Origin of the sequence: Achromobacter sp. UBA4530 (assembly GCF_002388205.1) — a bacterium.
GTDB classification, from domain to species: Bacteria; Pseudomonadota; Gammaproteobacteria; order Burkholderiales; family Burkholderiaceae_B; genus Achromobacter; species Achromobacter animicus.
Genome location: NZ_DGMA01000025.1, coordinates 390,762 through 416,501, shown reverse-complemented (window position 1 = coordinate 416,501; position 25,740 = coordinate 390,762). Strand labels below are relative to the sequence as shown.

General features: G+C 65.2%; 17 protein-coding genes and 1 pseudogene. 8 read left to right on the top strand and 10 right to left on the bottom strand.

The window, feature by feature from the left end:
- Positions 1 to 102 precede the first annotated feature (102 nt).
- Together B2W22_RS18845 and B2W22_RS18840 are read right to left on the bottom strand one after the other, a co-directional pair.
- Complete coding sequence (locus B2W22_RS18845) at positions 103 to 840, bottom strand: fimbria/pilus periplasmic chaperone (protein ID WP_175122892.1); 738 nt, start codon at positions 838 to 840, stop codon at positions 103 to 105.
- Between the two features lie 81 nt (positions 841 to 921).
- Positions 922 to 1,461: a fimbrial protein gene (locus B2W22_RS18840; RefSeq protein ID WP_175122891.1), complete on the bottom strand. Its 540-nt coding sequence runs from the start codon at positions 1,459 to 1,461 to the stop codon at positions 922 to 924.
- 170 nt (positions 1,462 to 1,631) lie between these two features.
- Between B2W22_RS18840 and B2W22_RS18835 the strand changes: the two genes are divergently transcribed.
- Positions 1,632 to 2,744 carry a hypothetical protein gene (locus B2W22_RS18835; RefSeq protein ID WP_286939147.1) on the top strand — a complete coding sequence of 371 codons (1,113 nt, stop codon included), beginning with the start codon at positions 1,632 to 1,634 and terminating at the stop codon, positions 2,742 to 2,744.
- 25 nt (positions 2,745 to 2,769) lie between these two features.
- Here B2W22_RS18835 and B2W22_RS18830 read toward each other — a convergent pair whose 3' ends face one another.
- The 3 genes from B2W22_RS18830 to mdeB all read right to left on the bottom strand — a co-directional run bounded on the left by B2W22_RS18830 (position 2,770) and on the right by mdeB (position 8,545).
- On the bottom strand, positions 2,770 to 3,222 hold the full coding sequence (locus B2W22_RS18830; protein ID WP_175122889.1) for a DUF2214 family protein: 453 nt from the start codon (positions 3,220 to 3,222) through the stop codon (positions 2,770 to 2,772).
- A gap of 99 nt (positions 3,223 to 3,321) precedes the next feature.
- Positions 3,322 to 5,622 (bottom strand): NADP-dependent malic enzyme, encoded by a 2,301-nt coding sequence (locus B2W22_RS18825; protein ID WP_239216240.1) that lies wholly within the window; start codon positions 5,620 to 5,622, stop codon positions 3,322 to 3,324.
- Between the two features lie 235 nt (positions 5,623 to 5,857).
- A complete protein-coding gene (gene mdeB, locus B2W22_RS18820; protein WP_239216238.1) occupies positions 5,858 to 8,545 on the bottom strand; it encodes an alpha-ketoglutarate dehydrogenase in 2,688 nt (895 codons plus the stop codon).
- 211 nt (positions 8,546 to 8,756) lie between these two features.
- Here mdeB and B2W22_RS18815 point away from each other — a divergent pair, with 211 nt between their 5' ends.
- Positions 8,757 to 10,808 carry an OPT family oligopeptide transporter gene (locus tag B2W22_RS18815; RefSeq protein ID WP_175122886.1) on the top strand — a complete coding sequence of 684 codons (2,052 nt, stop codon included), beginning with the start codon at positions 8,757 to 8,759 and terminating at the stop codon, positions 10,806 to 10,808.
- 9 nt (positions 10,809 to 10,817) lie between these two features.
- Here B2W22_RS18815 and B2W22_RS18810 read toward each other — a convergent pair whose 3' ends face one another.
- From B2W22_RS18810 to B2W22_RS18795, 4 genes and pseudogenes are all read right to left on the bottom strand, one after another.
- Positions 10,818 to 12,059 carry a M20 family metallopeptidase gene (locus B2W22_RS18810; RefSeq protein ID WP_175137374.1) on the bottom strand — a complete coding sequence of 414 codons (1,242 nt, stop codon included), beginning with the start codon at positions 12,057 to 12,059 and terminating at the stop codon, positions 10,818 to 10,820.
- 4 nt (positions 12,060 to 12,063) lie between these two features.
- Positions 12,064 to 13,314 (bottom strand): annotated as a pseudogene (locus B2W22_RS18805) (hydantoinase/carbamoylase family amidase); the annotation flags it as partial.
- Positions 13,315 to 13,385: 71 nt separating this feature from the next.
- Positions 13,386 to 14,330 (bottom strand): allantoinase PuuE, encoded by a 945-nt coding sequence (puuE, locus tag B2W22_RS18800; RefSeq protein ID WP_286939143.1) that lies wholly within the window; start codon positions 14,328 to 14,330, stop codon positions 13,386 to 13,388.
- A 128-nt stretch (positions 14,331 to 14,458) separates the two neighbouring features.
- Positions 14,459 to 15,367, bottom strand: a complete 909-nt coding sequence (locus tag B2W22_RS18795; protein ID WP_175122883.1) for a LysR family transcriptional regulator — start codon at positions 15,365 to 15,367, stop codon at positions 14,459 to 14,461.
- Positions 15,368 to 15,514: 147 nt separating this feature from the next.
- Here B2W22_RS18795 and B2W22_RS18790 point away from each other — a divergent pair, with 147 nt between their 5' ends.
- Entirely contained in the window at positions 15,515 to 16,756 is a 1,242-nt protein-coding gene (locus tag B2W22_RS18790) for an MFS transporter (protein ID WP_286939141.1), read from the top strand.
- Positions 16,757 to 16,770: 14 nt separating this feature from the next.
- Here the strand turns inward: B2W22_RS18790 and B2W22_RS18785 are convergent, their stop codons facing one another.
- The gene (locus tag B2W22_RS18785) at positions 16,771 to 17,787 is read right to left on the bottom strand and encodes a 1-aminocyclopropane-1-carboxylate deaminase (protein ID WP_175122881.1); all 1,017 of its coding nucleotides are present in this window, start codon (positions 17,785 to 17,787) and stop codon (positions 16,771 to 16,773) included.
- 192 nt (positions 17,788 to 17,979) lie between these two features.
- On the opposite strand from B2W22_RS18785, the gene B2W22_RS18780 reads away from it, so the two are divergent.
- From B2W22_RS18780 to zapE, 5 genes are all read left to right on the top strand, one after another.
- Positions 17,980 to 18,450 carry an Lrp/AsnC family transcriptional regulator gene (locus B2W22_RS18780; RefSeq protein ID WP_056567804.1) on the top strand — a complete coding sequence of 157 codons (471 nt, stop codon included), beginning with the start codon at positions 17,980 to 17,982 and terminating at the stop codon, positions 18,448 to 18,450.
- Positions 18,451 to 18,777: 327 nt separating this feature from the next.
- A complete protein-coding gene (locus B2W22_RS18775) occupies positions 18,778 to 21,645 on the top strand; it encodes a 2-oxoglutarate dehydrogenase E1 component (RefSeq protein WP_175184283.1) in 2,868 nt (955 codons plus the stop codon).
- A 103-nt stretch (positions 21,646 to 21,748) separates the two neighbouring features.
- Positions 21,749 to 22,987 carry a 2-oxoglutarate dehydrogenase complex dihydrolipoyllysine-residue succinyltransferase gene (gene odhB / locus B2W22_RS18770; RefSeq protein WP_175122879.1) on the top strand — a complete coding sequence of 413 codons (1,239 nt, stop codon included), beginning with the start codon at positions 21,749 to 21,751 and terminating at the stop codon, positions 22,985 to 22,987.
- Between the two features lie 132 nt (positions 22,988 to 23,119).
- The gene (lpdA, locus tag B2W22_RS18765) at positions 23,120 to 24,547 is read left to right on the top strand and encodes a dihydrolipoyl dehydrogenase (RefSeq protein ID WP_056567795.1); all 1,428 of its coding nucleotides are present in this window, start codon (positions 23,120 to 23,122) and stop codon (positions 24,545 to 24,547) included.
- A gap of 84 nt (positions 24,548 to 24,631) precedes the next feature.
- On the top strand, positions 24,632 to 25,723 hold the full coding sequence (zapE, locus tag B2W22_RS18760; RefSeq protein WP_175184285.1) for a cell division protein ZapE: 1,092 nt from the start codon (positions 24,632 to 24,634) through the stop codon (positions 25,721 to 25,723).
- The last annotated feature ends 17 nt before the right edge of the window (positions 25,724 to 25,740 follow it).

Here is a 25,740-nt window from a genome sequence, read left to right as displayed (position 1 = left end):
CAGGCTGATGCCGGCCGATCGTGCCGCGTTGCTGGCGTCGGGAGTGGGATGGGTGAGCAGACAGCCGGCCGGTCGATCCGGGCCGGTAATGCTTGTGTCGTGCTAGGTGGCGCTGACGGACCGGGCGCCTTTGACCGCGCCGCCATGGTCATTCAGGAAGCGGTACGTGACTTCGGCATTTGCGCCCTGGACCACGTCGCCCACAAGGGGAAGGATCTTTTTTTCGCCCGGGGCAAGCATGTCCCCGTCGGTGAACTTTGCGCGCTTGCCGTTGCTTGCCACGTTTACCTCGATGAAGGTGACGTGATACGGCGTGGGATTGGTGGCTTCGATGGCGTTGCGGTTGCCGGACTTGACCAGGCGCCAGCTGACTTGCGAGGGCGCGTCCTCGGCCATGCCTTTGAGCCCTGCGGGCCGGTAGAACAGCTTGATCCGCGAGCGGAATGCCATCTGCAGCAGGTTCTGGTTGGCTTTGTCCTTGGGCGGAATTTCCAGCACGTTGAGCCAGAATACGGACTCTTTGTCCTGGACCATCGGTTCGCCCGTGTGCATCAGGCGCAGGGTCTGGCCCTTGCCCTGGTCGATCCGGGTGACGGGCGGGGTCACGATAAACGGCACCTGGATGGATCCCGGCGCCGCCTTGGCGTCGCCCTTGTCGATCCAGGCCTGGGTGAGGGCGGGCTGGCTGCCCTCGTTCTTGAGCTTGACGTTGACTTCCGCCTGCCCGGCCTCGTAGATGATGCGAGTGCCGCCAATGACGACGGATGCGGTGGCCGGCGCTGCGGCGGAAATACAGCCTGCCAACGCGGTGGCGGCAATGACTACGTTGAATGGGTTCATCGGATTCCTCGGACTATAACGGTGGGTCTTGACTACTGATCCGGGCGGCTTCAAGGCATTGCAGAGGCCAAGCCTGGCGGCTTATTGGTAAATGATGGTGTATTTGGCGGTGGCGGTTACGTGGCCGGCGCTGGCCTGACCGAGTGCGAAATACTGGGCCAGGTAATTGAGCGAGGCCTCGCCGCTGCTCAGGGAAACGGCTTTGGAGTTCTGGGCTTCGTCGGCCACCGTGACGTTGATGGGCGTTGCGTCGCCATTCAGAAGGCGGATTTCAACGTTGTTTGCGCCACCCGCGCCGATTGTCAGGTTGCCGGTTGCGGCATTGCCATTGGAGCCGGGTTCGAAAAGGGTGTGGACCGTGCCCGTGTCCGGGGTGCATGCGGTCAGTCGGATGGTGAAAGGCGTGGTACCGGCCGTTTGGCCTGCCGTGGTCAGGGCGTCGACGCCGACCGAGGGCATGAGCACGTTGAAATTCTTGTTGCCGCTGCCGTTGCCGTCGATGGTGCACGTGTTGGCGGAGATTGCGCCCGTGAAATTGATTGTGCCGTCGGCGGCGAACGCCAGTTGCGAAGTGGAAGCGAAGGCGCTGATGGCCAGCGCAATGAACACCTTGGATTTCATGATTTGATGTCTGTCAAAAAGGGCTGAAAAACGATTTGCCGACGGTGTTTTTCAGCGGTTCAGGGTGTGTTTCCGTCGACAGGGGTCATTACATTCGGTCTGAGAAGTGGTGTCTTTAATAAAATTCTGATAATTCGCCACAGAGTAATTTTGCGGATAGCATCACCGCCATGATTCCGATAGCACTTCCCAGCGCCAGTTTTTTCATCTTGCTTACCGCCGGCTTCTTCGCAGGACTCTTGCTGCTGGGATGGGGGCTGGTTCTGGCGATCAGCCGCGGCGCGCGGCGCACGGTTCGCAAATACTGGAAGACGTCGGCGTTGCTGTGCGTGGCACTGTTGGTGCCATTCGGCTTTTATGCGTGGTTCCAGGCCATGATGTGGCAGATCGAGCGGGAGATCGAACGCGGCGAAGCGGCACGCAATGTGACGTTGCAGCAGGCCACGACAGTGAGCGGTGTCACGATGCCTGCCGGTACGCGGTTGAAACTGCAGGACGAAGGAAAACTCGACACCTACGTCGAGGCCAGCTTTCCGCAGGCGGTGTCCATGCTGGGTGTGAACGCGACGATCGTGCGGCGTTATCTCGATGCCGAATACGAGAAGGACACGTATGCGCTACTGGGCAGGCATCCGCGATCGGTCATTCTGCGCGGCGCCGGTGTGCAGGACGTGCAGGGCTGGCGTTGTGACGCCACGCAGGACATCGAGTTCGACGTGATGCCCGATGGCGCCTTGAAGGCGTTTGAACAATGTGTGCTGGCGGACGGCAACCGGGCCGCAGACCTGGAGATCGCGCCGGGGGCTGTGCTGCGGGGGTCTGACGGCACCGTCTATACCGATGGTTCGCGCGACCCGGACCGTTGGCGGGTGAGCGTGAATGGCACGACTGCCGTGCAGGTGTTCGGGCTTTACCTGAGCCGGCCGAGCCTTTATCTGGATGCGTCGCGCGAAGTGCTGCGGGTCACGGATGCGGAGCTCGCCTGCAGCACCCCGTTCGGCGGGCTGACCTACCCCGCCGGCACGCAATTCAAGACTGCGCGGCGCAAGGCCGCGGGCGAGCGCGAACCGTATCCCGGTGTGCTGGTTTTTTCGCCGTGGAACGGGCAGGCTGCCAAGCGCGCCGGCCATGAGGATGTGCCGGAGGGCAAGTCCGTCTTGCAGACGCTGCAAGGCGAGGTCGTGGACATCGTGGACAACGAAGCGGCGGGCGTGATCCGCTTCGACACCTTCATCATCGACGGCAAGGAGCCGGCGCGCCCGGCCCGGGCGCGCTGCCCCTGAGCGGGCGCGTCAGCCGCCGGATGCGTCAATAGCCGATGCCGCGCGCCATCAGCACCGCGAAGAGCGGCAGGAAGATGAACAGGTGCGAGGCGATCATCACCCAGCGCCGGGCGCGCTTGATCTCGGGCAGGGCGGGGACGAACGCCGGCTGCTGGCGACGTTGCTTTGCCCAGCGCAGGAAGATGAGCGTGGCCGGGATGGAACAGAGCGCGATGACGACGAAGAGCGAGATCTTGGCGTGGAACCAGGGATTGCCCATGTAGAACGCCGCGCCTTTGGCGCCCAGCGTCAGCCGCAGCACACCGGTGATGAGCACCAGGATCGCGGACAGGCCATAGAGGCGGTCGTAGATGATAAGACGCTTCACGCCGGCGGCCGTCAGGTCGGGGCGCAGCAATACGGCTTCGGCGGTCATGACCACCACCATTACGAAGATCGCCAGATAGTGGAACCAGGCATACATTGCATCGGCCAGCATGTCGTCTCCAGGGTAAAGGACAAGCTAGGTTTTACCATCCCGAAATAAAACGGGCGCCCCGTTCAGGGGCGCCCGCGTGTCTGCAGCGAGACGGTGCGATCAGCGGCGGCGCTTCTTGGCTTCTTCAGCGGCTTCCTGCTGCGCGTCGACCACGGCCAGCGCCGTCATGTTGACGATGCGGCGCACGGTGGCGCTGGTGGTCAGGATGTGCACGGGACGCGCGGCGCCCAGCAGGATCGGACCCATCGCGACGCCATTGCTGCCGGTCATCTTCAGCATGTTGTACGTGATGTTGCCCGTGTCCAGATTGGGCATGACCAGCAGGTTGGCGCGGCCCTTCAGCGTGCTGTCCGGGTAGGCCAGGACGCGGATCTTTTCGGACAGGGCGGCATCAGCGTGCATTTCGCCGTCGACTTCGAGATCGGGCGCGCGGTCTTGCACGATCTGGCGCGCAGCGGCCATCTTGCGCGACGACTCCGTGACGCGGCTGCCGAAGTTCGAGTGCGACAGCAGGGCAATCTTGGGCACGACGCCGAAACGCAGCATCTCATCGGCGGCCTGGATGGTGATGCTGGCGACTTCGTCGGCCGACGGGTTCTCGTTGACGTGCGTGTCGGTGACGAACAGCGTCTGGTCGGGCAGCATCAGCACGTTCAGGGCGGCGTACGTCTGGCCTTCCTTTTTGCCGATGATTTCGTCGATGTACTTGAGCTGGTTGTCGTACTTGCTGGCCACGCCGCACAGCAGCGCATCGGCGTCGCCACGGCGCAGCAGCATCGCGCCGATCAGCGTGTTGTGCTTGCGGATCATCGCCTTGGCGATGGCCGGCGTCACGCCTTCACGGCCCTTCAGCTGGTAGTACGCGTTCCACGTCTCGTTGAAGCGGCTGTCGTCTTCAGGGTCGACGATCTCGAAGTGCTCGCCGGCGACCAGGCGCAGGCCGGCCTTCTGGATGCGCATCTCGATGACGGCGGGACGGCCGATCAGGATCGGGAACGCCAGCTTTTCGTCCGCCACCGTCTGCACGGCGCGCAGGACGCGTTCGTCTTCGCCGTCGGCGTAGATGACGCGCTTGGGCGCCTTCTTGGCCTGGGCGAACAGCGGGCGCATCAGTTGGCCCGAGTGGTACACGAAGCCCATCAGCTTCTGGCGGTAGGCTTCGATGTCTTCGATGGGACGAGCGGCGACGCCGGAGTCGGCGGCAGCTTGTGCCACGGCCGGGGCGATCTGCACGATGAGGCGCGGATCGAACGGCTTCGGAATGATGTACTCGGGGCCGAACGACAGTTCCTGGCCGGCGTAGGCGCGGGCGACTTCATCGTTCTGCTCGGCCTGCGCCAGATCGGCGATGGCCTTGACGCACGCCAGCTTCATTTCTTCGGTGATGCGCGAGGCGCCGGCATCCATGGCGCCGCGGAAGATGAAGGGGAAGCACAGGACGTTGTTGACCTGGTTCGGGTAGTCCGAACGGCCGGTCGCGATGATGCAGTCGGGGCGCGCGGCCTTGGCGACTTCGGGGCGGATTTCGGGTTCCGGGTTGGCCAGGGCCAGGATCAGCGGACGGTCGGCCATGGTCTTGACCATGTCGGCGGTGAGCACGCCGGCGGTGGAGCAACCCAGGAACACGTCGGCGCCATTGACCACGTCAGCGAGCGTGCGCGCGTCGGTCTTTTGCGCGTAGCGCTTCTTGTTGGCTTCCATGTTTTCGTCGCGGCCATCCCAGATGACGCCGCGCGAGTCCACCACGAAGATGTTTTCGCGCTTGATGCCCAGGTGAACCAGCAGGTCCAGGCAGGCGATGGCGGCGGCGCCGGCGCCCGAGCACGCCAGCTTGACCGAGCCGATGTCCTTGTTCACGACCTTCAGGCCGTTCAGGATGGCGGCCGACGAGATGATGGCGGTGCCGTGCTGGTCGTCATGGAAGACGGGGATCTTCATGCGCTCGCGCAGCTTCTTCTCGATGTAGAAGCATTCGGGCGCCTTGATGTCTTCAAGGTTGACGCCGCCCAGCGTGGGTTCCAGCGCCGCGATGATGTCGACCAGCTTGTCCGGATCGTTCTCGGCCAGTTCGATGTCGAACACGTCGATCCCGGCGAATTTCTTGAACAGGCAACCCTTGCCTTCCATCACGGGCTTGGCGGCCAGCGGGCCGATGTTGCCCAGGCCCAGCACGGCGGTGCCGTTGGTGATCACGCCCACGAGATTGCCGCGCGACGTGTACTTGGAGGCGGCGTCGTCGCCCTGGTCGAAAATGGCCATGCAAGCCGCAGCCACGCCGGGGGAGTAGGCCAGGGACAGGTCGTCCTGGTTGGCCAGGGTCTTGGTCGGGGTGACCGAGATTTTGCCGGGAGTGGGATAGGCGTGGTAGTCCAACGCCAGTTTGGTGAGAGTTTCGTCCATGGGATCGGGGCCTGAAAGGGCTAACGGAAAAAAACGGGATGAAAAATCGGGATGACAAACGGCGGGCTCGCGGCCCGCCGTATTCTTTGCGAAATGCTTGGGGAACACCCGTATTTCACCAGAAAGCGCGGGTGCTTGGTTGCTGCACTGCAGCGAGTGTTCGCTTTGGTTAGCTTTTAATCAAGCAAACACCAGCGGTGCATCGGTCCGATGGTCGAGGTTCGATGGACGAGAGTCAGACCTCCCAGGGCGGCGCCTGGCGGCTGCCGGCATTCAGGGATTCGCGCAGTGCGCGCGTGTCGTTCTGCCTGCCCAGGCTGTCCAGGGCGTACAGCACGATCCAGTCCGCGCTGACCTCGAAGAAATCGCGCAACCGGGCCCGGGTGTCGCTGCGGCCGAACCCGTCGGTGCCGAGCGTGCGGTAGGGCGCGGGCACGTACGCGCGGATCTGTTCGGGTACGGCGCGCACGTAATCGCTGGCGCCGATTACGGGCGCGTCGCTGCCGCCCAGGCAGGTGCGCACCCAGTCCTGATCGTCGGGCGCGTCCAGGCCCAGCACGCGCGCGCGCTCAGCCTGGCGGCCGCTGCGGGCCAGCTCGGAATAGCTGGTGACGCTCCAGACCTCGGCGCCCACGCCGAATTCGTCCTGCAGGCGCGTGGCGGCCATCTCGGCCTCGCGCAACATGGGGCCGGCGGCCAGAAGGCGGACCTGCGCCTTGCCGCGCGCGGCCCGCAGCCGGTACAGGCCGCGCAGGATGCCTTCGCGCGTGGCCGGGTCCTGGGGCATGCCGGGCTGCGCCAGGTTTTCGTTGGTGACGGTCAGGTAGAAGAATTCGTCGCGCTGTTCGTCCAGCATGCGGCGCATGCCGTGTTCGACGATGACGGCGACCTCGTAGGCGTAGGCCGGGTCGTAGGCGCGGCAGTTGGGCACCGTGGCGGCCATGATGTGGCTGGAGCCGTCCTGGTGTTGCAGTCCCTCGCCGCCCAGCGTCGTGCGACCCGACGTGGCGCCGATCAGAAAGCCCCGGGCGCGCTGGTCGGCGGCGGCCCAGATCAGGTCCCCGATGCGCTGGAATCCGAACATCGAGTAATAGATATAGAAGGGCAGCATCGGCAGGCCGTTGACCGAATAGCTGGTGCCGGCCGCGGTCCATGACGAGATCGCGCCGGCCTCGGTGATGCCTTCTTCGAGGATCTGGCCGTCGCGGGCCTCGCGGTAGTACAGCACCGAGCCGATGTCCTCGGGTTCATACAGCTGGCCCTGCGCGGAATAGATGCCGATCTGCCGGAACAGGTTGGCCATGCCGAAGGTGCGGGCCTCGTCCGCGACGATGGGCACGATGCGCGGACCCACGGTCGGGTCCTTGAGCAGCGCGGTGAGCATGCGCACGATGGCCATCGTGGAGGACATTTCCTTGCCGTCGGCGGCCAGGGCGAAGCGCGCCCATTGGTCCGCGTCGGGGGGCGCGAGCCGCGGGGCTTCGGCATTGCGGCGCGGGATGTAGCCGCCCAGCGCGGCGCGGCGCGCCTGCAGGTGGCGCAGCTCGGCGCTGTCGTCGGCGGGCCGGTAGAACTTGAGCGCCAGGCAGTCGGCGTCGGAAATCGGCAGCGCGAAGCGGTCGCGGAAGGCGAGCAGCGCCTCGTCGTCCAGCTTCTTCTGCTGGTGGGTGGTCATCTTGCCCTGGCCGGCCGTCCCCATGCCGAACCCCTTCTTGGTCTGCGCGAGGATGACGGTGGGCTGGCCGCGGTGGCGCGCGGCGCGGTGGTAAGCCGCGTGGATCTTCACCATGTCGTGGCCGCCCCGGCTCAGGCGGTCGATGGCTTCGTCCGACCAGTCGGCCACCAGTGCAGCCAGTTCGGGATTCTGGTTGAAGAAATGGGCGCGGTTGAAGGCGCCGTCGTTGGCCGCGAAGGTCTGGAACTGGCCGTCCACGGTGTTGGCGAAGGCGCGGGCCAGCGCGCCGCCCGTGTCCCGGCGCAGCAGGGCGTCCCAGTCGCTGCCCCAGACCAGCTTGATGACGTTCCAGCCGGCACCCGCATACAGGGTTTCCAGCTCGTCGATGATGCGGCCGTTGCCGCGCACGGGACCGTCCAGGCGTTGCAGGTTGCAGTTGACGACGAAGATCAGGTTGTCGAGCTTTTCGCGCGCGGCCAGCGTGAGCGCGGCGATGGATTCGGGCTCGTCCATTTCGCCGTCGCCAAAAATGCCCCACACCTTGCGGTCGGCGCCGGGCACGAGCGAGCGGTGCTCCAGGTAGCGCATGAAGCGCGCCTGGTAGATCGCGTTGATGGGGCCGATACCCATCGAACCCGTGGGGAACTGCCAGAAGTCGGGCATCAGCCACGGGTGGGGGTAGGACGACAGGCCTCGCAGGCCGCGCGTGGTGGCCGTGATTTCCTGGCGGAAGTGCGCCAGGTCGTCCTCGCCCAGAAAGCCCTCCAGGAAGGCGCGCGCGTACACGCCGGGCGCAGAGTGCGGCTGCATGTAGACGATGTCGCCGGGACTGCCGTCTGCACGCGCCCGAAAGAAGTGGTTGAAGCCGACCTCGAACAGGTCGGCGGCAGATGCATAGCTGGCAATGTGGCCGCCGAGTTCGCCATGCGCCTGGTTGGCGCGCACCACCATCGCCAGCGCGTTCCAGCGGTTGATGCGGGCAATGCGTTCTTCGACGGCCAGATTGCCGGGAAACGGCGGTTCCTGGTCGGCGGGAATGGTGTTCAGGTACGCGGTGCGGGTCTGGCTGTTGGCGCGCAGGCCGAGCGAGGCGGCATGGCCCAGCACGCTGTCCAGCACATAGCCGGCACGATCGGCCCCGTCCGCCTCCAGCAGGGACTGCAGCGCTTCGCGCCATTCGGCGGTTTCTGCGGGGTCGGCGTCGTCTTGGCGGGCCGATGCGGAAAGAGGCTGGCGAGGGTCGAGCATGGTAAGTCGTCTCCTGTTTTTATCCTCATCCTAGACCCATGCGCCAGGCATGAGGCATCGAAATTCCCGGGCAAATCCGGCGCTTTCAGCATAATCTTTCGCCAGGGTCCCGCGCCACGGCAGGTTCTACCGCCGCATCGTGCTTACGGCTGGTGACCACGGGGTGGACGGCCAGGCGCTAGAATTCGCGGCTATCAATAGGGAGAAACCCATGACTGAGCCCATCCGCGTTCCGCCGGAGGTCACGCTGCCGGAGCTGACGTTCCGCGGCGTCCTGCTCGGCGCGCTGATCACCGTCATCTTCACCGCCTCGAATGTGTTCCTGGGGCTGAAGGTGGGCCTGACGTTTTCGTCCGCCATCCCGGCGGCGGTCATCTCGATGTCCGTCCTTCGCATGTTCAAGGACGCCAACATCCTTGAAAACAACATGGTGCAGACGCAGGCTTCGGCGGCCGGCACGCTGTCGGCCATCATCTTCATCCTGCCGGCGCTGGTCATGATGGGCCACTGGCAGGGTTTTCCGTTCTGGCAGACGCTGGGCATCTGCGCGGCCGGCGGCATGCTGGGCGTGATGTTCACGATTCCGTTGCGTCACGTGATGGTGGTGCAGAGCAACCTGCCGTATCCCGAGGGCGTGGCGGCGGCCGAGATTCTGCGCGTCGGCAGCGCCGAGCGCGCGCAGGACGAGCCGCAGGACGCCGCGGGCGCCTCGGCCAAACCCGCCGCCACCGGCATGGGCGACATCGTCGCCGGCGGCATCGCGGCGGCCGTGGTCAGCTTTGCGGCCAACGGCCTGCGGGTCCTGGGCGACAGCGTGAGCGGCTGGTTTGCATTGGGCGGCGCGGTGTTCCGCCTGCCGATGGGCTTTTCGCTGGCGCTGCTGGGCGCGGGCTATCTGATCGGCATCGTTGCCGGGCTGGCGATGCTGACGGGCCTGGTGATTGCGTGGGGCATCGCGGTGCCCATTCTGACCGCCATGGGCGACATGCCCGCCGGCGCGACGCTGGCTTCGTACGCCACAGGCTTGTGGTCCTCGCAGGTGCGCTTCATTGGCGCGGGCGTGATCGCCGTGGGCGCGATCTGGACGCTGGCGACGCTGTTCGTGCCGATGGCGCGCGGCGTGAAGGCGTCGTTTTCGGCGCTGACCAAGGAGGGCGCCGCACGCGCCGGGGCCGCGCCGCGCACCGAGCGTGACCTGTCGGCCGGCTGGATCTCGGCGGTGACGCTGGTGCTGGTGGCGATCCTGGTCTTCACGTTCCAGGTCTTCCTGTCCGGCACACCGTTGTCCTCGGGCGCCATCTGGAAGCTGGTGGCCTACGCGGTGCTGTTTGCCTTCGTGTTCGGTTTTCTGGTGGCGGCCGCCTGCGGCTACATGGCGGGCCTGGTGGGTTCGTCGACCAGCCCGATCTCCGGCGTGGGCATCGTCGCCATCGTGCTGGTGTCGGTGCTGATGCTGGGCGTGGGCGGCGATCTGATGGCGCTGGAAAATGGCGTGCAGATGGCGATCGCGCTGGCGATCTTCAGCACGTCGGCCGTGGTGGCGGTGGCGTCCATTTCCAACGACAACCTGCAGGACCTGAAGACCGGCTGGCTGGTGGGCGCAACGCCGTGGCGCCAGCAGGTTGCGCTGCTGATCGGCTGCGTGGTGGGCGCGGCGGTGATCTCGCCGGTGCTGGAGCTGCTGTACAACGCGTACGGTTTCGCGGACGCGATGCCGCGCGAGGGCATGGACCCGTCGCAGGCGCTGTCGGCGCCGCAGGCCACGCTGATGCTCGCGATCACGCGCGGCATCTTCACCCACCAGCTCAACTGGACCATGATCCTGATCGGCATGGCTGTCGGCGTGGGGCTGATCGTAGTGGATGAAATTCTGAAGCGCACGTGCAAGGTTGCGCGCATCCCCGTGCTGGCGGTGGGCATCGGCATCTACCTGCCGCCGACCGTGGCCGCGCCCATCGTGGCGGGCGCGCTGCTGGCGTGGCTGCTGGAAGGCGCGTTGCGCCGCCGCGCTGCCGCCGCCGGCCAGCCCTATGAGAGCTACGCCGAAGCGGCCAACCGCCGCGGCGTGCTGCTCGCTTCCGGGCTGATCGTGGGTGAGAGCCTGGTGGGCGTGCTGATGGCCGCGATCATCGGGGCCGCAGGGTCTGAGGCGCCGCTGGCGATCGTTGGCGAAGACTTCGCCGGCATGGCGTCCTATCTGGGGCTGGCCGTGTTCGTGCTGGTGGCGGTGCTGTTCTGGCGCCGGGTGATGCGGCTGGCGTAGAACAGGGTGTCAGACACCCGTGCCCGGTTGCAGCAGATCCGCCAGCGTACGCGCGATGACCTTCGTCGCGCGGCGCAGGTCTTCCAGAACGACACGTTCGTCGCTCCGCTTGGCGTGCGATTCCAGCACCGTGCGCGGACCTGCGCCGTAGATCACGCCGGGGATGCCGGCCTCGGCGTATAAGCGCACGTCCGTGTACAGCGGCGTGCCCATCGCCGGGATGGGTTCGCCGAACACGGCCTCGCCGTGTTGCTGGATGGCCTGCACCAGCGGCTGCGCGCCTGGCAGCGGGCGCATCGAATTGGCCAGCAACAGCCGCTTGATGTCCACGCGGATGCCGGGACATGACGCTGCGGTTTCCTCGATGATGCGCCGGATGCCGGCCTCGACCTCGGCGGCGTTTTCTTCGGGAATCATGCGGCGGTCCAGCTTGAAGCTGACCTTGCCCGGCACCACGTTCGTGTTGGTGCCGCCTTCGATCCGCCCCACGTTCAGGTACGGATGCGAGATGCCCGGCACCTGCGACGTGATCTTGCGGTACTGCGCGTTCTGCGCATACAAGGCATTGAGCAGCGCGACGGCGCCTTGCAGGGCGTCGACGCCGCTGCTGGGAATGGCGGCGTGGGCCATCTTGCCGTGCACCGTTACCTCCATCTGCAGGCAGCCGTTGTGCGCGGTGACGACTTCATAGCTGAAGCCCGCCGCGATCAAGAGGTCGGGGCGCGTAAGCCCCTGCGCGAGCAGCCAGCCGGGACCGAGCAGGCCGCCGAATTCCTCGTCATACGTGAAGTGCAATTCCACCGCGCCGCGGGTCGGCTTGGCGACGGCTTCCAGCGCCCGCACGGCGAACGTGAAGCTGGCGAAGTCGCTCTTGCTGACCGCGGCGGCGCGGCCGTACAGGCTGCCGTTGTCGATCTCGGCGCCATAAGGATCGTGCGTCCAGCCGTCTCCGGGCGGCACCACGTCGCCGTGGGCGTTGAGCGCGATGCGCGGGCCCTCATCGCCGTATTCGCGCCGCACGATGAGGTTGGTGATGGACTGCATGCCGTAGTCCTGCACGGCCTGCGCAGGCACGGGATGCGCTTCGGCCTCAAGGCCAAAGCCCTGCAGCAGTTCCGCGGTGCGCACCGCGTGCGGCGCGTTGTTGCCGGGCGGCGTGTCGGTGGGCACGCGCACCAGTTCCTGCAGGAAGCGGACTTCTTCGTCGAAATGGGCGTCAACCCAGGCGTCGAGTCGGGCGTAATCGGTCATGGCGTTATGTCGAGGTTTCGTTGGCCAGCGCATCGAGCAGGCCCAGCATGGCCTGCGCGGCAAGTTCGATATCGTCGCTGGTGGTGGATTCGTTGGGGTTGTGGCTGATGCCGTTGTTCTGGCCGCGCACGAACAGCATCGCTTGCGGCATGACCTCGTGCAGTTTCATGGCGTCGTGGCCCGCGCCGCTGGGCATGCGGTGCACGGGTACGCCCAGCGCGCCGACTGCGCGTTCCCAGCGCTGCTGCCAGCGCGGATCGCTGGGCGCGGCGGCGGCGCGCATGGTTTCCTCCAGCGCATAACGCAGGCCGCGCCGCTGGCAGATGGCGGTCAGTTCGGCCAGCACGTCCTCCGCCAGCGCGTCGCGCTGCGTATCGCTGGGCGCACGCAGGTCCAGGCTGAATCGGCATTCGCCCGGCACGACGTTGATCGACCCGCTGGGCACCTCGAACATGCCCACGGTGCCGACCGAGTCGCCATCGCGGGCGGCGCGCCGTTCGACAAACAGCGCCAGTTCGGCGGCGGCCACGGCGGCGTCGCGCCGGCGGTCCATGGGCGTCGTGCCCGCGTGGCTGGCCAGGCCCAGGATCTGCACTTGATAGCGCACGCAGCCGTTGATCGACGTGACGACGCCCAGCGGCAGCCCCAGTTCGTACAGCACGGGCCCTTGTTCGATGTGGACCTCGACAAAGCCCAGGTAGCGGGCCGGATCGCGCCGCAGGCCGGCAATGCCGTCGATGTCCAGGCCCGCGTGCAGCATGGCGTCGCGCATGGTGATGCCGTCGGCGTCCTTCTGGTCCAGCCATTCAGGCTTGAAATCGCCGATCAGGGCGCCCGATCCCAGGAACGTCGCGCGATAGCGCTGGCCTTCTTCTTCGGCGAAGGCGATCACCTCGACGTCGAAGGGCAGCCGGCGGTTCTGGCGGTGAAGCGCGCGCACGCAGGCCATCGGCACGAAGATGCCGAGCCGGCCGTCGTACTTGCCGGCGTTGCGTACCGTGTCGAAATGGCTGCCCGACATGAGGACCCGTGCGCCGGGCTGCGCGGCACGGTAACGCCCGACCACGTTGCCGACGGCATCGATGCCGACCTCGTCAAAGCCGCAGTCCTTCATCCATTGCGAGATGCGCGCGGCGCAGGCGCGGTGCGCGTCGGTCAGATAGGTGACTGTGAGTTGGCCTTTCTCGGCGTAGCCCGGATCGCTGTAGACGCTGAGCGCCTCGTGCCAGTCCCAGATGTCCTTGCCCATTCCGGGTTCGCCGAGGCGCTCGCGCGGGCTCGGCTCGGCCTTCGGATCGTTCAGATTGTTGGTCATGGTCGTCCTGTTCAACGGTCGGGGGTGTAGGGGTGCGTGGCTTTCCAGTGACGCGCAATGTCCAGCCGGCGGCAGATCCAGACGCGGTCGTGGCGCGCGATGTGATCCAGAAAGCGCTGTAGGGCGACTATGCGTCCGGGGCGGCCCAGCAGGCGGCAATGCATGCCGATGCTGAGCATCTTGGGTGCCTCGGTGCCTTCGGCATAGAGCGCGTCGAAGCTGTCTTTCAGGTACTGGAAGAAGGGATCGGCGTGCGAATAGCCCTGCGGCAGCGCGAAGCGCATGTCGTTGCAGTCCAGCGTGTAGGGCACGATGAGCTGCGGCGCGGTCGAGCCATCGGTCTTGCGGACCTGCATCCAGAAGGGCAGGTCGTCGCCGTAGTAGTCGCTGTCGTATTCGAATCCGCCGTCGTCGGCGACCAGCCTGCGCGTGCGCGGGCTGTCGCGTCCGGTGTACCAGCCCAGCGGGCGCGTGCCGGTCAGCGTGGTGATGGCGTCGATGGCCAGCCGCATGTGCTCGCGTTCGGTGGCCTCGTCCACGTCCTGGTAGTGGATCCAGCGCCAGCCATGGCAGGCGATTTCATGGCCCAGTTCGACGAAGGCTGCCGTCAGGTCGGGATGGCGTTGCAGGGCCATGCCGACGCCGAACACCGTCAGCGGCAGTTGCCGCTTTTCGAATTCACGCAGGATGCGCCACACGCCTGCCCGCGATCCGTATTCGTAGATGCTTTCCATGCTGAGATGCCGGTCCGGATAGCTGGCCGGGTTGAACATCTCGGACAGGAACTGCTCGGAGCCGGGGTCGCCATGCAGCACGCTGTTTTCGCCGCCTTCTTCGTAGTTCAGCACGAACTGCACGGCGATCCGCGCGTTGCCCGGCCACTGCGCGTGCGGCGGATTGCGTCCGTAGCCGACGAGGTCGCGGGGGTAGGGCAGCGTGGTGTCGTAGAGGGGCATCGGCGGGACGGCGGTGGTTGCATGGAGGAGCTGATCGGTCCTCCAGGGCGAGGGTTCGATCATGTATACAAAATATGTACATCAAATACCAGCCGCCGGCCATCGGCGAATGCCCTACGCCGCGGTTTTCATACTGTCGCGGCGTCGCGCTCCTTGAACAATTCCTCGCCCATGAAGTCGATGAACACCCGTAGCTTGGGCGCCAGATGCTTGCTGGACGCCCACAGCAGCCGGAATGTGCCTTGGTGTTCGACATGGGCGTCCAGCACCGAAACCAGTTCCCCACGCAGCAGGGCAGGCCGCACCAGAAAATCGGGCAGGCACGCGATGCCCAGGCCTGCCACTGCCACATCCAGCAGGGCCGCGGACGTGTTGCACACCATCGACGCGGGCACGGTCCATTCGGCCATGCCTGCGTCGCGCTTCAGCGGCCACGGCTCAAGCTTGCCGGTGCTGGGAAATCGATGCTGCAGGCAGGCGTGATGCAGCAGGTCAGCCGGACTGCGCGGCGTGCCGCGGTTGGCCAGATAACCCGGCGCGGCGACAAGCAGCAGACGATAGTTGCCGACCGGGCGCGACACCAGCCGCGAGTCCGTCGGCTCGCCCGTGCGCATCACGATGTCGAAGCCTTCATTGATGACGTCCACCAGACGATCTGAAAAATCCACGTCCAGTTCGATCGCGGGATAGCGGTGCATGAACGCGGTCAACGCCGGCATGACCAGCATGCCGACGAGCGGAAGGCTGATGCGCAATCGGCCTTGCGGCGCCTGGCGCGTTTCGGAGAGTTCGAGTTCGGCGGACTCGAGCTCGCAGAGGATGCGCCGGCAACGTTCCAGGAAAACGGCGCCTTCGGCGGTCAAGGTGATGCTGCGCGTGCTGCGATGGAGCAGGCGCACGCCCAGGCGTGTTTCAAGCCGGCAGACGCTCTTGCCCACCGCCGACGCCGACACGCCCAGATGGCGAGCGGCTTCGGAATAACTGCGCATTTCGGCGGCTTGCACGAAGGCGGCAATGGCGCTGAGCGATTCAACCATGATGCGATTCAGGACAATTTGTCAGATATGTTTTGAACACCGGCATTATTGTCCCGGACTGCACTTGCCGCCAACATGGCTGCCTTCCCACAACACGTGCTGGCGTCGGGGATTTCCACCCGCCGCCGGCCAATCAAAAGGCAGAACATGGCAGGTAATCAGGCGGCGGCCTCCGGCCCCGGCGCGCGCGAGGCGCGTCTTCCCATTGCAGCACTGCTGGCCCTGGCGCTGGCCGGTTTCGTCACGATCCTGACGGAAGCCCTGCCGGCCGGCCTGTTGCCGCAGATCAGCGCGGGGCTGGCTATTTCCGAAGCGATGGCCGGACAGCTGGTGACGATCTACGCGATCGGTTCGCTGGTGGCGGCGATACCGTTGACCGCCGCGACGCGAGGCGTGCGCCGCCGCCCGTTGCTGCTGGCCGCGATCGCCGGCTTCGTCATCGCCAACACCATCACGACGGTGTCCGCCAGCTATGTGCTGACGATGGCGGCGCGTTTCGTCGCCGGCGTGTCCGCCGGGCTGCTGTGGGCGCTGGCCGCGGGCTACGCTGCGCGCATGGTGCCGGAGCATCAGAAAGGGCGGGCCATCGCCATCGCGATGGTGGGCACGCCGTTGGCGTTGTCGCTGGGTGTGCCGGCGGGCACCTTTCTGGGCAACCTGGTGGGATGGCGCTGGTGTTTCGGCATCATGAGCGCGCTGGCGCTGATCCTGATGGCATGGGTGCGCATTCAGGTGCCGGACTTTGCGGGCCAGGCTGCGGGCAAGCGCGCGCCGCTGCGCCGCGTCTTCACCCTGCCGGGCGTGCGCGCGGTGCTGTTCGTGGTGTTCGCATTCGTCCTGGCGCACAACATTCTCTATACCTACATCGCGCCGTTCCTGGCGGCGCGCGGCATGGAGGACCGCACGGACGTGATGTTGCTGGTGTTCGGTCTGTCGTCGTTGATCGGGCTCTGGGTCATCGGCGTTCTCATCGACAGCCACCTGCGCGTGATGACGCTGGCCAGCACGGTGCTGTTCGCGTTGTCGGCATTGGTCCTGGGCATCAGCGGCAATGATCCGGCCGCGGTGACCACGGCGGTGGCGGCATGGGGCCTGGCGTTTGGCGGGGCGCCGACGCTGTTCCAGACTGCACTGGCCAAGACCGCGGGCGAGTCGGCCGATGTGGCGCAGTCGATGCTGGTCACGGCCTGGAATCTGGCGATCGCGGGCGGCGGCGTGATCGGCGGCCTCCTGCTCGAAGGCGTGGGCGTCGCCGCCTTTGCGCCCGCACTGGTGCTGTTGCTGGGGGCGACGCTGATCGTGGCGGCAGCGGCGCGCCGCCATGGGTTTCCCATGGCGGGCGGGCAGGGCTGCAACGTCAACGCAAGTCCCCGCAAGGCCACCCCGTGACGCCGAATCCGCCGCTATCCGTTGCGGTAGAGAAAGCTGTAGGCGTTGATCGCCGGCACCCCTCCCAGGTGCGCATACAGGACCTTCGAGCCGGGGGGAATTTCGCCTTTGCGGATGATGTCCATCATTCCCTGCATGGATTTTCCTTCGTACACGGGATCGGTCATCATGCCTTCCAGCCGAGCGCACGTGCGGATGGCGTCGTTGGTTTCGGCTGAGGGCAGGCCATACGCGGGATAGGCGTAGCGCGTGTCCAGCACCACGTCCTTGTCTTCGATGGGCTTGTCCAAGCCGACGAGGTCGGCGGTGCGCCGCGCGATGCGCAGGACCTGCGCGCGGGTCTGGTCCGGCGTGGCGGACGCATCGATGCCGATGACGCGATCGGCGCGGCCGTCGGCCGCAAAACCCACCACCATGCCGGCCTGCGTGCTGCCCGTGACCGCGCACACGACGATGTAGTCGAATTTGAATCCCAGCTCGGCTTCCTGGCGGCGCACTTCCTCGGCAAAGCCCACGTAGCCCAGCCCGCCCAATTCGTGATCGGACGCGCCCGCCGGAATCGCATAGGGCTTGCCGCCGCGGCGTTTCACTTCTTCCAGCGCCTCTTCCCAACTGCGGCGAAAGCCGATGTCAAAGCCCTGATCGACCAGCCGCACGTCCGCACCCATGAGGCGGCTCATCATGATGTTGCCGACGCGGTCGTAGACCGCATCGGAATAGTCCACCCAGTTCTCCTGGACCAGCACGCAGGCCAACCCCAGTTTGGCGGCCACCGCCGCGACCATCCGCGTGTGATTGGACTGGATGCCGCCAATCGTGACGAGCGTGTCGCAACCTTGTTCCAGCGCCTGCGGAATCAGGTATTCGAGCTTGCGCAGCTTGTTGCCGCCGAAGGCGAGGCCGCTGTTGCAGTCCTCACGCTTGGCGTAGATCTCGACCTTGCCGCCCAGATGCTGCGACAAGCGCTCCAGCTTTTCGATCGGGGTATCGCCAAAGGTCAGGCGATGACGGGGAAAACGTTGCAGATCCATGGTGGCTCCTGGTGATTCGGGCGGGCCCGGCGTTGCGGCGGGGTTCGCAAAAATCATAGAAATCATGGGGTTGAGGGGTCAATTGCGTATTTTTTAAATCCGCCGAATCGAAAGGTCGTTATCTGCGTTTAATGGATCTAATATTTCCAAAATAAAAATCCAGGCGAAATTTAATTTTCAGGGACGCAGCCAATGACCGCCGTTTTCACGCTGGACCGCATCGACCGCCAGATCCTGCGCATTCTTCAGGACGATGCGCAGATCACCAATCTGGATTTGAGCGCCCGCGTGCATCTGAGCCCGGCAGCGTGCCTGCGGCGCGTGGAAAGGTTGAAGAGCGAAGGCGTCATCCGAAAGACGGTCGCGTTGCTGGAGCCCGCTGACGTCGATATGGCTACGCTGGTCATCGTTGGCGTGGTGCTGGATCGCTCGACGCCCGATTCATTCACAGACTTCGAGGAAGCGGCCAAGGGCATCAGCGGTTGCCTGGAATGCCATCTGGTGGCGGGCGAATTCGACTATTTCCTGATGTTGCGTATCCGGGACCTGGAACGCTTCAACAAGCTGCATGCGGGCGAGATCATCAAGCTGCCCGGCGTACGCCAGATTCGTACTTTTTTCGTGCTCAAAGAGATCATGTCGACCACCGCGCTGCCGGTTTGACGACGCGTAAACGCAACACTCATCTTTTCTGTTATTTGAAATGACGCGCTGCCGCATTTTGCATTGACGGATTTTGGTAGCGCGTAGACGGCGCAATGGAAGGGGTTGGACGGACATTCCGTTGCCGCATGACAGCATTCCGAAAGGCCTTTTGCGTCACAGAAATGCAGGAAGACGCCCATAAACTCAAAGGGTTATACTTCTCGACCATAGGCTTTCAAGGCTTGTACGCGCCTTCTGCCCCTGCTATCCGCCTAACGGGAAGCCCGTGTCGCGGAAGGTTTTCCTGCATCGTCTCGAGTGAAGCACTCGTAAAGGTGAAGCGATATGTCTTCGGAAATAGAATCTCTATCCACGTCTTATCTCTTTGGGGGTAATGCCCCATATGTCGAGGAGCTTTACGAAGCCTACCTCGATAATCCCGGTTCGGTACCTGACAACTGGCGCGAATACTTCGACCAATTGCAGCACGCTCCCGCAACCGACGGCCAGGAATCCACTCGCGACCAGGCCCACGCTCCCATCGTCGAATCCTTCGCCCAGCGCGCCAAGGCCAATGCCTTCGTGCAACGCGCGGCCGAACCCGATCTGAGCGTCGCCAGCAAGCAGGTCTCGGTGCAATCGCTGATTGCCGCCTACCGCTCGCTGGGCTCGCGCTGGGCCGATCTGGATCCGCTCAAGCGCCAGGAACGTCCGCCGATCCCCGAGCTCGATCCCGCCTTCTACGGCCTGACCGAAGCCGATCTGGACCAGACGTACTCGGCCACCAACACCTACTTCACGACCGCCAGCACGATGACGCTGCGCGACATCCTGAAGGCGCTGCGCGACACGTACTGCCGCAGCATCGGTGCAGAATTCACCCACATCTCCGACCCCGCCGCCAAGCGCTGGATCCAGGAACGCCTGGAAACCACGCTGGGCGCGCCCACGTACACGCCGGAAGAAAAGCGCCACATCCTTCAGCAGCTGACTGAGTCCGAAGGCCTGGAACGCTTCCTGCACACCAAGTACGTCGGCCAGAAGCGCTTCTCGCTGGAAGGCGGCGAAAGCTTCATCGCCTCGATGGACGAAGTGGTCAACCACGCCGGTGAAAACGGCGTCCAGGAAATCGTGGTCGGCATGGCCCACCGCGGTCGCCTGAACCTGCTCGTGAACATCATGGGCAAGATGCCCGGCGACCTGTTCGCCGAGTTCGAAGGCAAGCACGCCGAAGGCCTGACCGACGGCGACGTGAAGTACCACAACGGCTTCTCGAGCGACCTGTCCACGCGCGGCGGCCCCGTCCACCTGTCGCTGGCTTTCAACCCGTCTCACCTTGAAATCGTCAACCCCGTCGTCGAAGGCAGCGCACGCGCCCGCCAGGAACGCCGCGGCGATGCCGAAGGCAAGCAAGTGCTGCCGGTGCTGGTGCACGGCGACGCGGCCTTTGCCGGCCAGGGCGTCGTGATGGAAACCCTGAACCTGGCGCAGACGCGCGGCTACGGTACGGGCGGCACGCTGCACATCGTCATCAACAACCAGATCGGCTTCACCACGTCCGACCCGCGTGACTCGCGTTCGACGCTGTATTGCACCGACGTGGTCAAGATGATCGAAGCCCCGGTGTTCCACGTCAACGGCGACGATCCCGAAGCCGTGGTGTTCGTCACCAAGCTGGCGCTGGACTACCGTCTGCAATTCCGCCACGACGTCGTCGTGGACATCGTCTGCTTCCGCAAGCTGGGCCACAACGAGCAAGACACGCCGTCGCTGACGCAGCCCCTGATGTACAAGCGCATCGGCCACCATCCCGGCACGCGCAAGCTGTACGCCGACAAGCTGACCACGCAGGGCGTGCTGGCCGACGGCGAAGCCGATCAGCTGGTCAAGGACTACCGCCAGCTCATGGAAGACGGCCAGCGCACCATCGAACCGGTGCTGACCGACTACAAGAGCAAGTACGCGATCGACTGGTCGCCGTTCCTGGGCGCCAAGTGGACCGACCAGGCCGACACCGCCGTGCCGCTGGCTGAACTCAAGCGCATCGGCGAACGCATCACCACCGTGCCGGAAGGCTTCACGGTGCACCCGCTGGTCGCCAAGCTGCTGAACGACCGCCGCACGATGGCCAAGGGCGAAATGAACCTGGACTGGGGCATGGGCGAACACCTCGCTTTCGCGACCCTGGTGTCCTCGGGCTACGCCATCCGCATCACCGGCCAGGATTCGGGCCGCGGCACGTTCACGCACCGCCATGCCGTGCTGCACGACCAGAACCGCGAACGCTGGAACGACGGCACCTACATTCCGCTGCAGAACGTGTCGGAAGGCCAGGCCCCGTTCACCGTCATCGACTCCGTGCTGTCCGAAGAGGCTGTGCTGGGCTTTGAGTACGGCTTCTCCAGCGCCGAGCCCAACACGCTCGTCATCTGGGAAGGCCAGTTCGGCGACTTCGTCAACGGCGCCCAGGTCGTGATCGACCAGTTCATCAGCTCCGGCGAAGCCAAGTGGGGCCGCCAGTCGGGCCTGACGCTGATGCTGCCGCACGGCTACGAAGGCCAGGGTCCCGAGCACTCGTCGGGCCGCATCGAGCGCTTCTTGCAGCTGTGCGCCGACAACAACATGCAAGTGATTCAGCCGACCTCGGCTTCGCAGATCTTCCACGTTCTGCGCCGCCAGATGATCCGCCCGTTCCGCAAGCCGCTGGTGTTGTTCACGCCGAAGTCGCTGCTGCGCAACAAGGACGCCGGTTCGCCCCTGACCGATCTGGCCGGCGGCAGCTTCCGCCCGGTCATCGGCGAGGTCGACGAGGCCATCGACGCCGGCAAGGTCAAGCGCGTGCTGGCTTGCTCGGGCAAGGTGTACTACGACCTGGTCAACGCCCGCCGCGAGCGTGGCGCCGACAACGTCGCCATCATCCGCGTCGAGCAGCTGTATCCGTTTGCGCACAAGTCGTTCGAAGCCGAACTGCGCAAGTACCCCAAGGCGACCGAAGTGATCTGGGTGCAAGACGAACCCCAGAACCAAGGCCCCTGGTTCTACGTTCAGCATCACGTGTACGAGAACATGGTCGAAGGCCAGAAGCTTGGCTACGCAGGCCGTGCCGCGTCGGCATCGCCGGCCGTGGGCTACCTGGCCAAGCACCAGGAGCAGCAGAAGGCCCTGATCGAGACGGCCTTCGCGCCCAAGTTCAAGGTCATGTTGACGAAGTAACCTTTACTTGATGCACGCGCCGCGGGCGGCAAGCGTTCTGGAACCCCGTTTCGAACCTTGCCGCGCCGCGTGACAAGAACATACTCTCTACGGAATAAACAAAATGGCTATTACCGACGTCGTCGTTCCCCAACTTTCCGAATCCGTTTCCGAAGCGACCCTGCTGACCTGGAAGAAGCAGCCGGGCGCTGCCGTTGAAGCCGACGAAATCCTGATCGAAGTCGAAACCGACAAGGTCGTGCTGGAAGTGCCGGCCCCCGCCTCGGGCGTGCTGGCCGAAATCGTCAAGGGCGATGGCAGCACCGTGACCTCGGGCGAAGTGCTGGCCCGCATCGACACCGCCGCCAAGGCTGGCGCCGCCGCCACCGCGCCGGCTGAAGCCCCGAAGGCCGCCGAGCAAGCCGCTGCTGCTCCCGCGCCCGCCGCTGCTGCACCGGCCTCGACGGCCGCCGCCGGCGTCGCTTCGCCCGCCGCCTCGAAGATCCTGGCCGAGAAGGGCGTTGACGCCGCTTCCGTGGCGGGTTCGGGCCGTGACGGCCGCGTGACCAAGGGCGACGCCCTGGCCGCCAGCGCCGCTCCCGCCAAGGCCGCACCGGCCAAGGCCGCCGCCGCGCCCGCCCCGACCACGCTGTCGCTGGATGGCCGTCCGGAACAGCGCGTGCCGATGAGCCGCCTGCGTGCCCGCATCGCCGAGCGCCTGCTGCAATCGCAGCAAGAAAACGCCATCCTCACGACGTTCAACGAAGTCAACATGCAGGCCGTGATCGACCTGCGCGCCAAGTACAAGGACAAGTTCGAAAAGGAACACGGCATCAAGCTGGGCTTCATGTCGTTCTTCGTCAAGGCCGCCGTTGCCGCGCTGAAGAAGTACCCGCTGATCAACGCCTCGATCGACGGCAAGGACATCATCTACCACGGCTACTTCGACATCGGTATCGCTGTCGGCAGCCCGCGTGGCCTGGTGGTGCCGATCCTGCGCAACGCCGACCAGCTGTCCATCGCCGACATCGAAAAGACCATCGCCGACTTCGGCCGCCGCGCTGCCGACGGCAAGCTGGGCATTGAAGAAATGACCGGCGGCACGTTCTCGATCTCCAACGGCGGCGTGTTCGGCTCGATGCTGTCGACCCCGATCATCAACCCGCCGCAATCGGCCATCCTGGGCGTGCACGCCACCAAGGATCGCGCCGTCGTCGAAAACGGCCAGATCGTCATCCGCCCGATGAACTACCTGGCCCTGTCCTACGACCACCGCATCATCGACGGCCGCGAAGCCGTGCTGGGCCTGGTCGCCATGAAGGACGCCCTGGAAGATCCGCAGCGCCTGTTGCTGGACCTGTAATCTCGACGCCCCTGACCGGCGCCGCGCCTGACCTGCTGGTCGCGCGGCGCCCGGGCCGGCTCCCCGCCGGCCCGCAGCCCGACTGCGCTGGGCAGGAAGTGCGCTTCTTCATCCCTCATTCGCGAGAACACTATGTCCAAACAATTTGACGTCGTCGTGATCGGCGCAGGCCCCGGCGGCTACATCGCCGCCATCCGCGCCGCGCAGCTCGGCATGTCGGTCGCTTGCATCGACGCCTGGCAAAACGGCCAAGGCGGCCCGGCTCCCGGCGGCACCTGCACCAACGTCGGCTGCATCCCGTCCAAGGCGCTGCTGCAATCGTCCGAACACTTCGAACAAGCCAACCACCACTTCGCCGAGCACGGCATCGAAGTCAAGGGCGTCAGCCTGAAGCTCGACACGCTGATCGGCCGCAAGAACACGGTGGTCAAGCAGAACAACGACGGCATCCTGTACCTGTTCAAGAAGAACAAGGTCACGTTCTTCCACGGCAAGGGCGCGTTCAGCGGCCAGGTGGAAGGCGGCTGGGCCATCAAGGTCACCGGCACCGCCGAGGAAGACCTGGTTGCCAAGCACGTCGTGGTCGCCACCGGCTCGTCGGCGCGTGAACTGCCCGGCCTGCCGTTCGACGAAAAGGTCGTGCTGTCCAACGACGGCGCACTGAACATCGGCGCCGTGCCCAAGACGCTGGGCGTCATCGGCGCCGGCGTGATCGGCCTGGAAATGGGCAGCGTGTGGCGCCGCCTGGGTTCCGAAGTCACGATCCTGGAAGCGATGCCGGAATTCCTGGCCGCCGCCGACGGGCAAGTGGCCAAGGAAGCCCTCAAGGCTTTCACCAAGCAAGGCCTGAACATCCAGATGGGCGTCAAGATCGGTGAGATCAAGGCGACCGCCAAGTCGGTGACCGTGCCCTACGTCGACGCCAAGGGCGCCGAGCAGAAGCTGGTCGTGGACAAGCTGATCGTCTCGATCGGCCGCGTGCCCTACACCGGCGGCCTGAACGCCGACGCCGTGGGCCTGAAGCTGGACGAGCGCGGTTTCGTGGCCGTCGACGGCGACTGCAAGACCAACCTGCCGAACGTCTGGGCAGTGGGCGACGTGGTGCGCGGCCCGATGCTGGCGCACAAGGCCGAAGAAGAAGGCGTGGCGGTTGCCGAGCGTATCGCCGGCCAGCACGGTCACGTCAACTTCGACACCGTGCCGTGGGTCATCTACACCTCGCCGGAAATCGCCTGGGTCGGCAAGACCGAGCAGCAGCTCAAGGCCGAAGGCCGCGAGTACAAGGCCGGCAGCTTCCCGTTCCTGGCCAACGGCCGCGCCCGCGCGCTGGGTGACACCACCGGCTTTGCCAAGGTGATCGCCGATGCCAAGACCGACGAAGTCCTGGGCGTGCACATCGTGGGCCCGATGGCCTCGGAACTGATCTCGGAAGCCGTGACCATCATGGAATTCCGCGGCGCCGCCGAAGACATCGCCCGCATCTGCCACGCGCACCCGACCCTGTCGGAAGCCGTGAAGGAAGCCGCTCTGGCCGTGGACAAGCGCGCGCTGAACTTCTAAGCCGCGTCTGACTTCTGCAAGACCGGGGGCGGGTTCCAGGACCCGCCCTTTTCTTTATTCCCTTCAGCTTGATCCGGTTCCCCTATGAACGTCAGCGACTACTACGAACACGCATTGGCCGAACGCGGCTACAAGCCCGACGACGCGCAGAAGAAGGCGATCGACCGCTTGCAGCGCTATTACGACGAATGGGTCAAGTTCAAGTCGATGCGCTCGAATGCGCTGAAAAAGCTGCTGAACCGTCCCGACGTGCCGCGCGGCGTTTACCTGTGGGGCGGCGTGGGCCGCGGCAAGAGCTTCCTGATGGACGCCTTCTATGCCACCGTGCCCGTCGTGCGCAAGACGCGTCTGCACTTTCACGAGTTCATGCGCGGCGTGCACCGCGAACTCGAGGAAGTGAAGGGCATGCAGGATCCGCTGGACGAGGTCGCCAAGCGCGTGGCCAAGCGTTACCGGCTGATCTGCTTTGACGAATTCCACGTGTCCGATGTAGCGGACGCGATGATCCTGCACCGCCTGCTGCTCAAGCTGTTCGAATACGGCACGTCCTTCGTGATGACGTCCAACTACGAACCGTCCACGCTGTACACCGATGGTCTGCACCGCGACCGCGTGCTGCCCGCCATTGCGCTGATCCAGTCGCGCATGGATGTCATGAACGTGGATGCGGGTATTGATTACCGCCGCCGCTCGCTGGAGCAGGTGCAGAGCTATCACACGCCGCTGGACGAAAACGCCCAGAAAGCGCTGCAATCGGCCTTCGATGCGCTGGCGGATACGCCGCCGCAGGATCCGGTGCTGCGCATTGAGCACCGCGAGATCCGCGCGCTGGCGCTGGGCGGCTCGGTAGTGTGGTTCGACTTTGCCACGCTGTGCGGCGGACCGCGTTCGCAGAACGACTACCTGGAACTGGCCAACCGCTTCCATGCCGTGATCCTGTCGGGCGTGCCGCGCATGGGTCCGCGCCAGGCGTCCGAGGCGCGCCGCTTCACCTGGCTGATCGACGTGTTCTACGACCACCGTGTCAAGCTCATCATGTCGGCCGAGTGCGAACCTGAAGAGATCTACACGGAAGGCGCGCTGGCCAACGAGTTCCACCGGACGGTGTCCCGCATTCTGGAAATGCAGTCGCGCGAATACCTGGAATCCGAACGCCGTCTGGCCGTGACGTTGTAGTAAAGCCTCATACCGCC

Excerpts from the sequence above, each read along its gene's own strand:
- B2W22_RS18845 (WP_175122892.1), bottom strand. The coding sequence starts at position 840 with ATGAACCCATTCAACGTAGTCATTGCCGCCACCGCGTTGGCAGGCTGT.
- B2W22_RS18840 (WP_175122891.1), bottom strand. The coding sequence starts at position 1,461 with ATGAAATCCAAGGTGTTCATTGCGCTGGCCATCAGCGCCTTCGCTTCC.
- B2W22_RS18835 (WP_286939147.1), top strand. The coding sequence starts at position 1,632 with ATGATTCCGATAGCACTTCCCAGCGCCAGTTTTTTCATCTTGCTTACC.
- B2W22_RS18830 (WP_175122889.1), bottom strand. The coding sequence starts at position 3,222 with ATGCTGGCCGATGCAATGTATGCCTGGTTCCACTATCTGGCGATCTTC.
- B2W22_RS18825 (WP_239216240.1), bottom strand. The coding sequence starts at position 5,622 with ATGGACGAAACTCTCACCAAACTGGCGTTGGACTACCACGCCTATCCC.
- mdeB (WP_239216238.1), bottom strand. The coding sequence starts at position 8,545 with ATGCTCGACCCTCGCCAGCCTCTTTCCGCATCGGCCCGCCAAGACGAC.
- B2W22_RS18815 (WP_175122886.1), top strand. The coding sequence starts at position 8,757 with ATGACTGAGCCCATCCGCGTTCCGCCGGAGGTCACGCTGCCGGAGCTG.
- B2W22_RS18810 (WP_175137374.1), bottom strand. The coding sequence starts at position 12,059 with ATGACCGATTACGCCCGACTCGACGCCTGGGTTGACGCCCATTTCGAC.
- puuE (WP_286939143.1), bottom strand. The coding sequence starts at position 14,330 with ATGCCCCTCTACGACACCACGCTGCCCTACCCCCGCGACCTCGTCGGC.
- B2W22_RS18795 (WP_175122883.1), bottom strand. The coding sequence starts at position 15,367 with ATGGTTGAATCGCTCAGCGCCATTGCCGCCTTCGTGCAAGCCGCCGAA.
- B2W22_RS18790 (WP_286939141.1), top strand. The coding sequence starts at position 15,515 with ATGGCAGGTAATCAGGCGGCGGCCTCCGGCCCCGGCGCGCGCGAGGCG.
- B2W22_RS18785 (WP_175122881.1), bottom strand. The coding sequence starts at position 17,787 with ATGGATCTGCAACGTTTTCCCCGTCATCGCCTGACCTTTGGCGATACC.
- B2W22_RS18780 (WP_056567804.1), top strand. The coding sequence starts at position 17,980 with ATGACCGCCGTTTTCACGCTGGACCGCATCGACCGCCAGATCCTGCGC.
- B2W22_RS18775 (WP_175184283.1), top strand. The coding sequence starts at position 18,778 with ATGTCTTCGGAAATAGAATCTCTATCCACGTCTTATCTCTTTGGGGGT.
- odhB (WP_175122879.1), top strand. The coding sequence starts at position 21,749 with ATGGCTATTACCGACGTCGTCGTTCCCCAACTTTCCGAATCCGTTTCC.
- lpdA (WP_056567795.1), top strand. The coding sequence starts at position 23,120 with ATGTCCAAACAATTTGACGTCGTCGTGATCGGCGCAGGCCCCGGCGGC.
- zapE (WP_175184285.1), top strand. The coding sequence starts at position 24,632 with ATGAACGTCAGCGACTACTACGAACACGCATTGGCCGAACGCGGCTAC.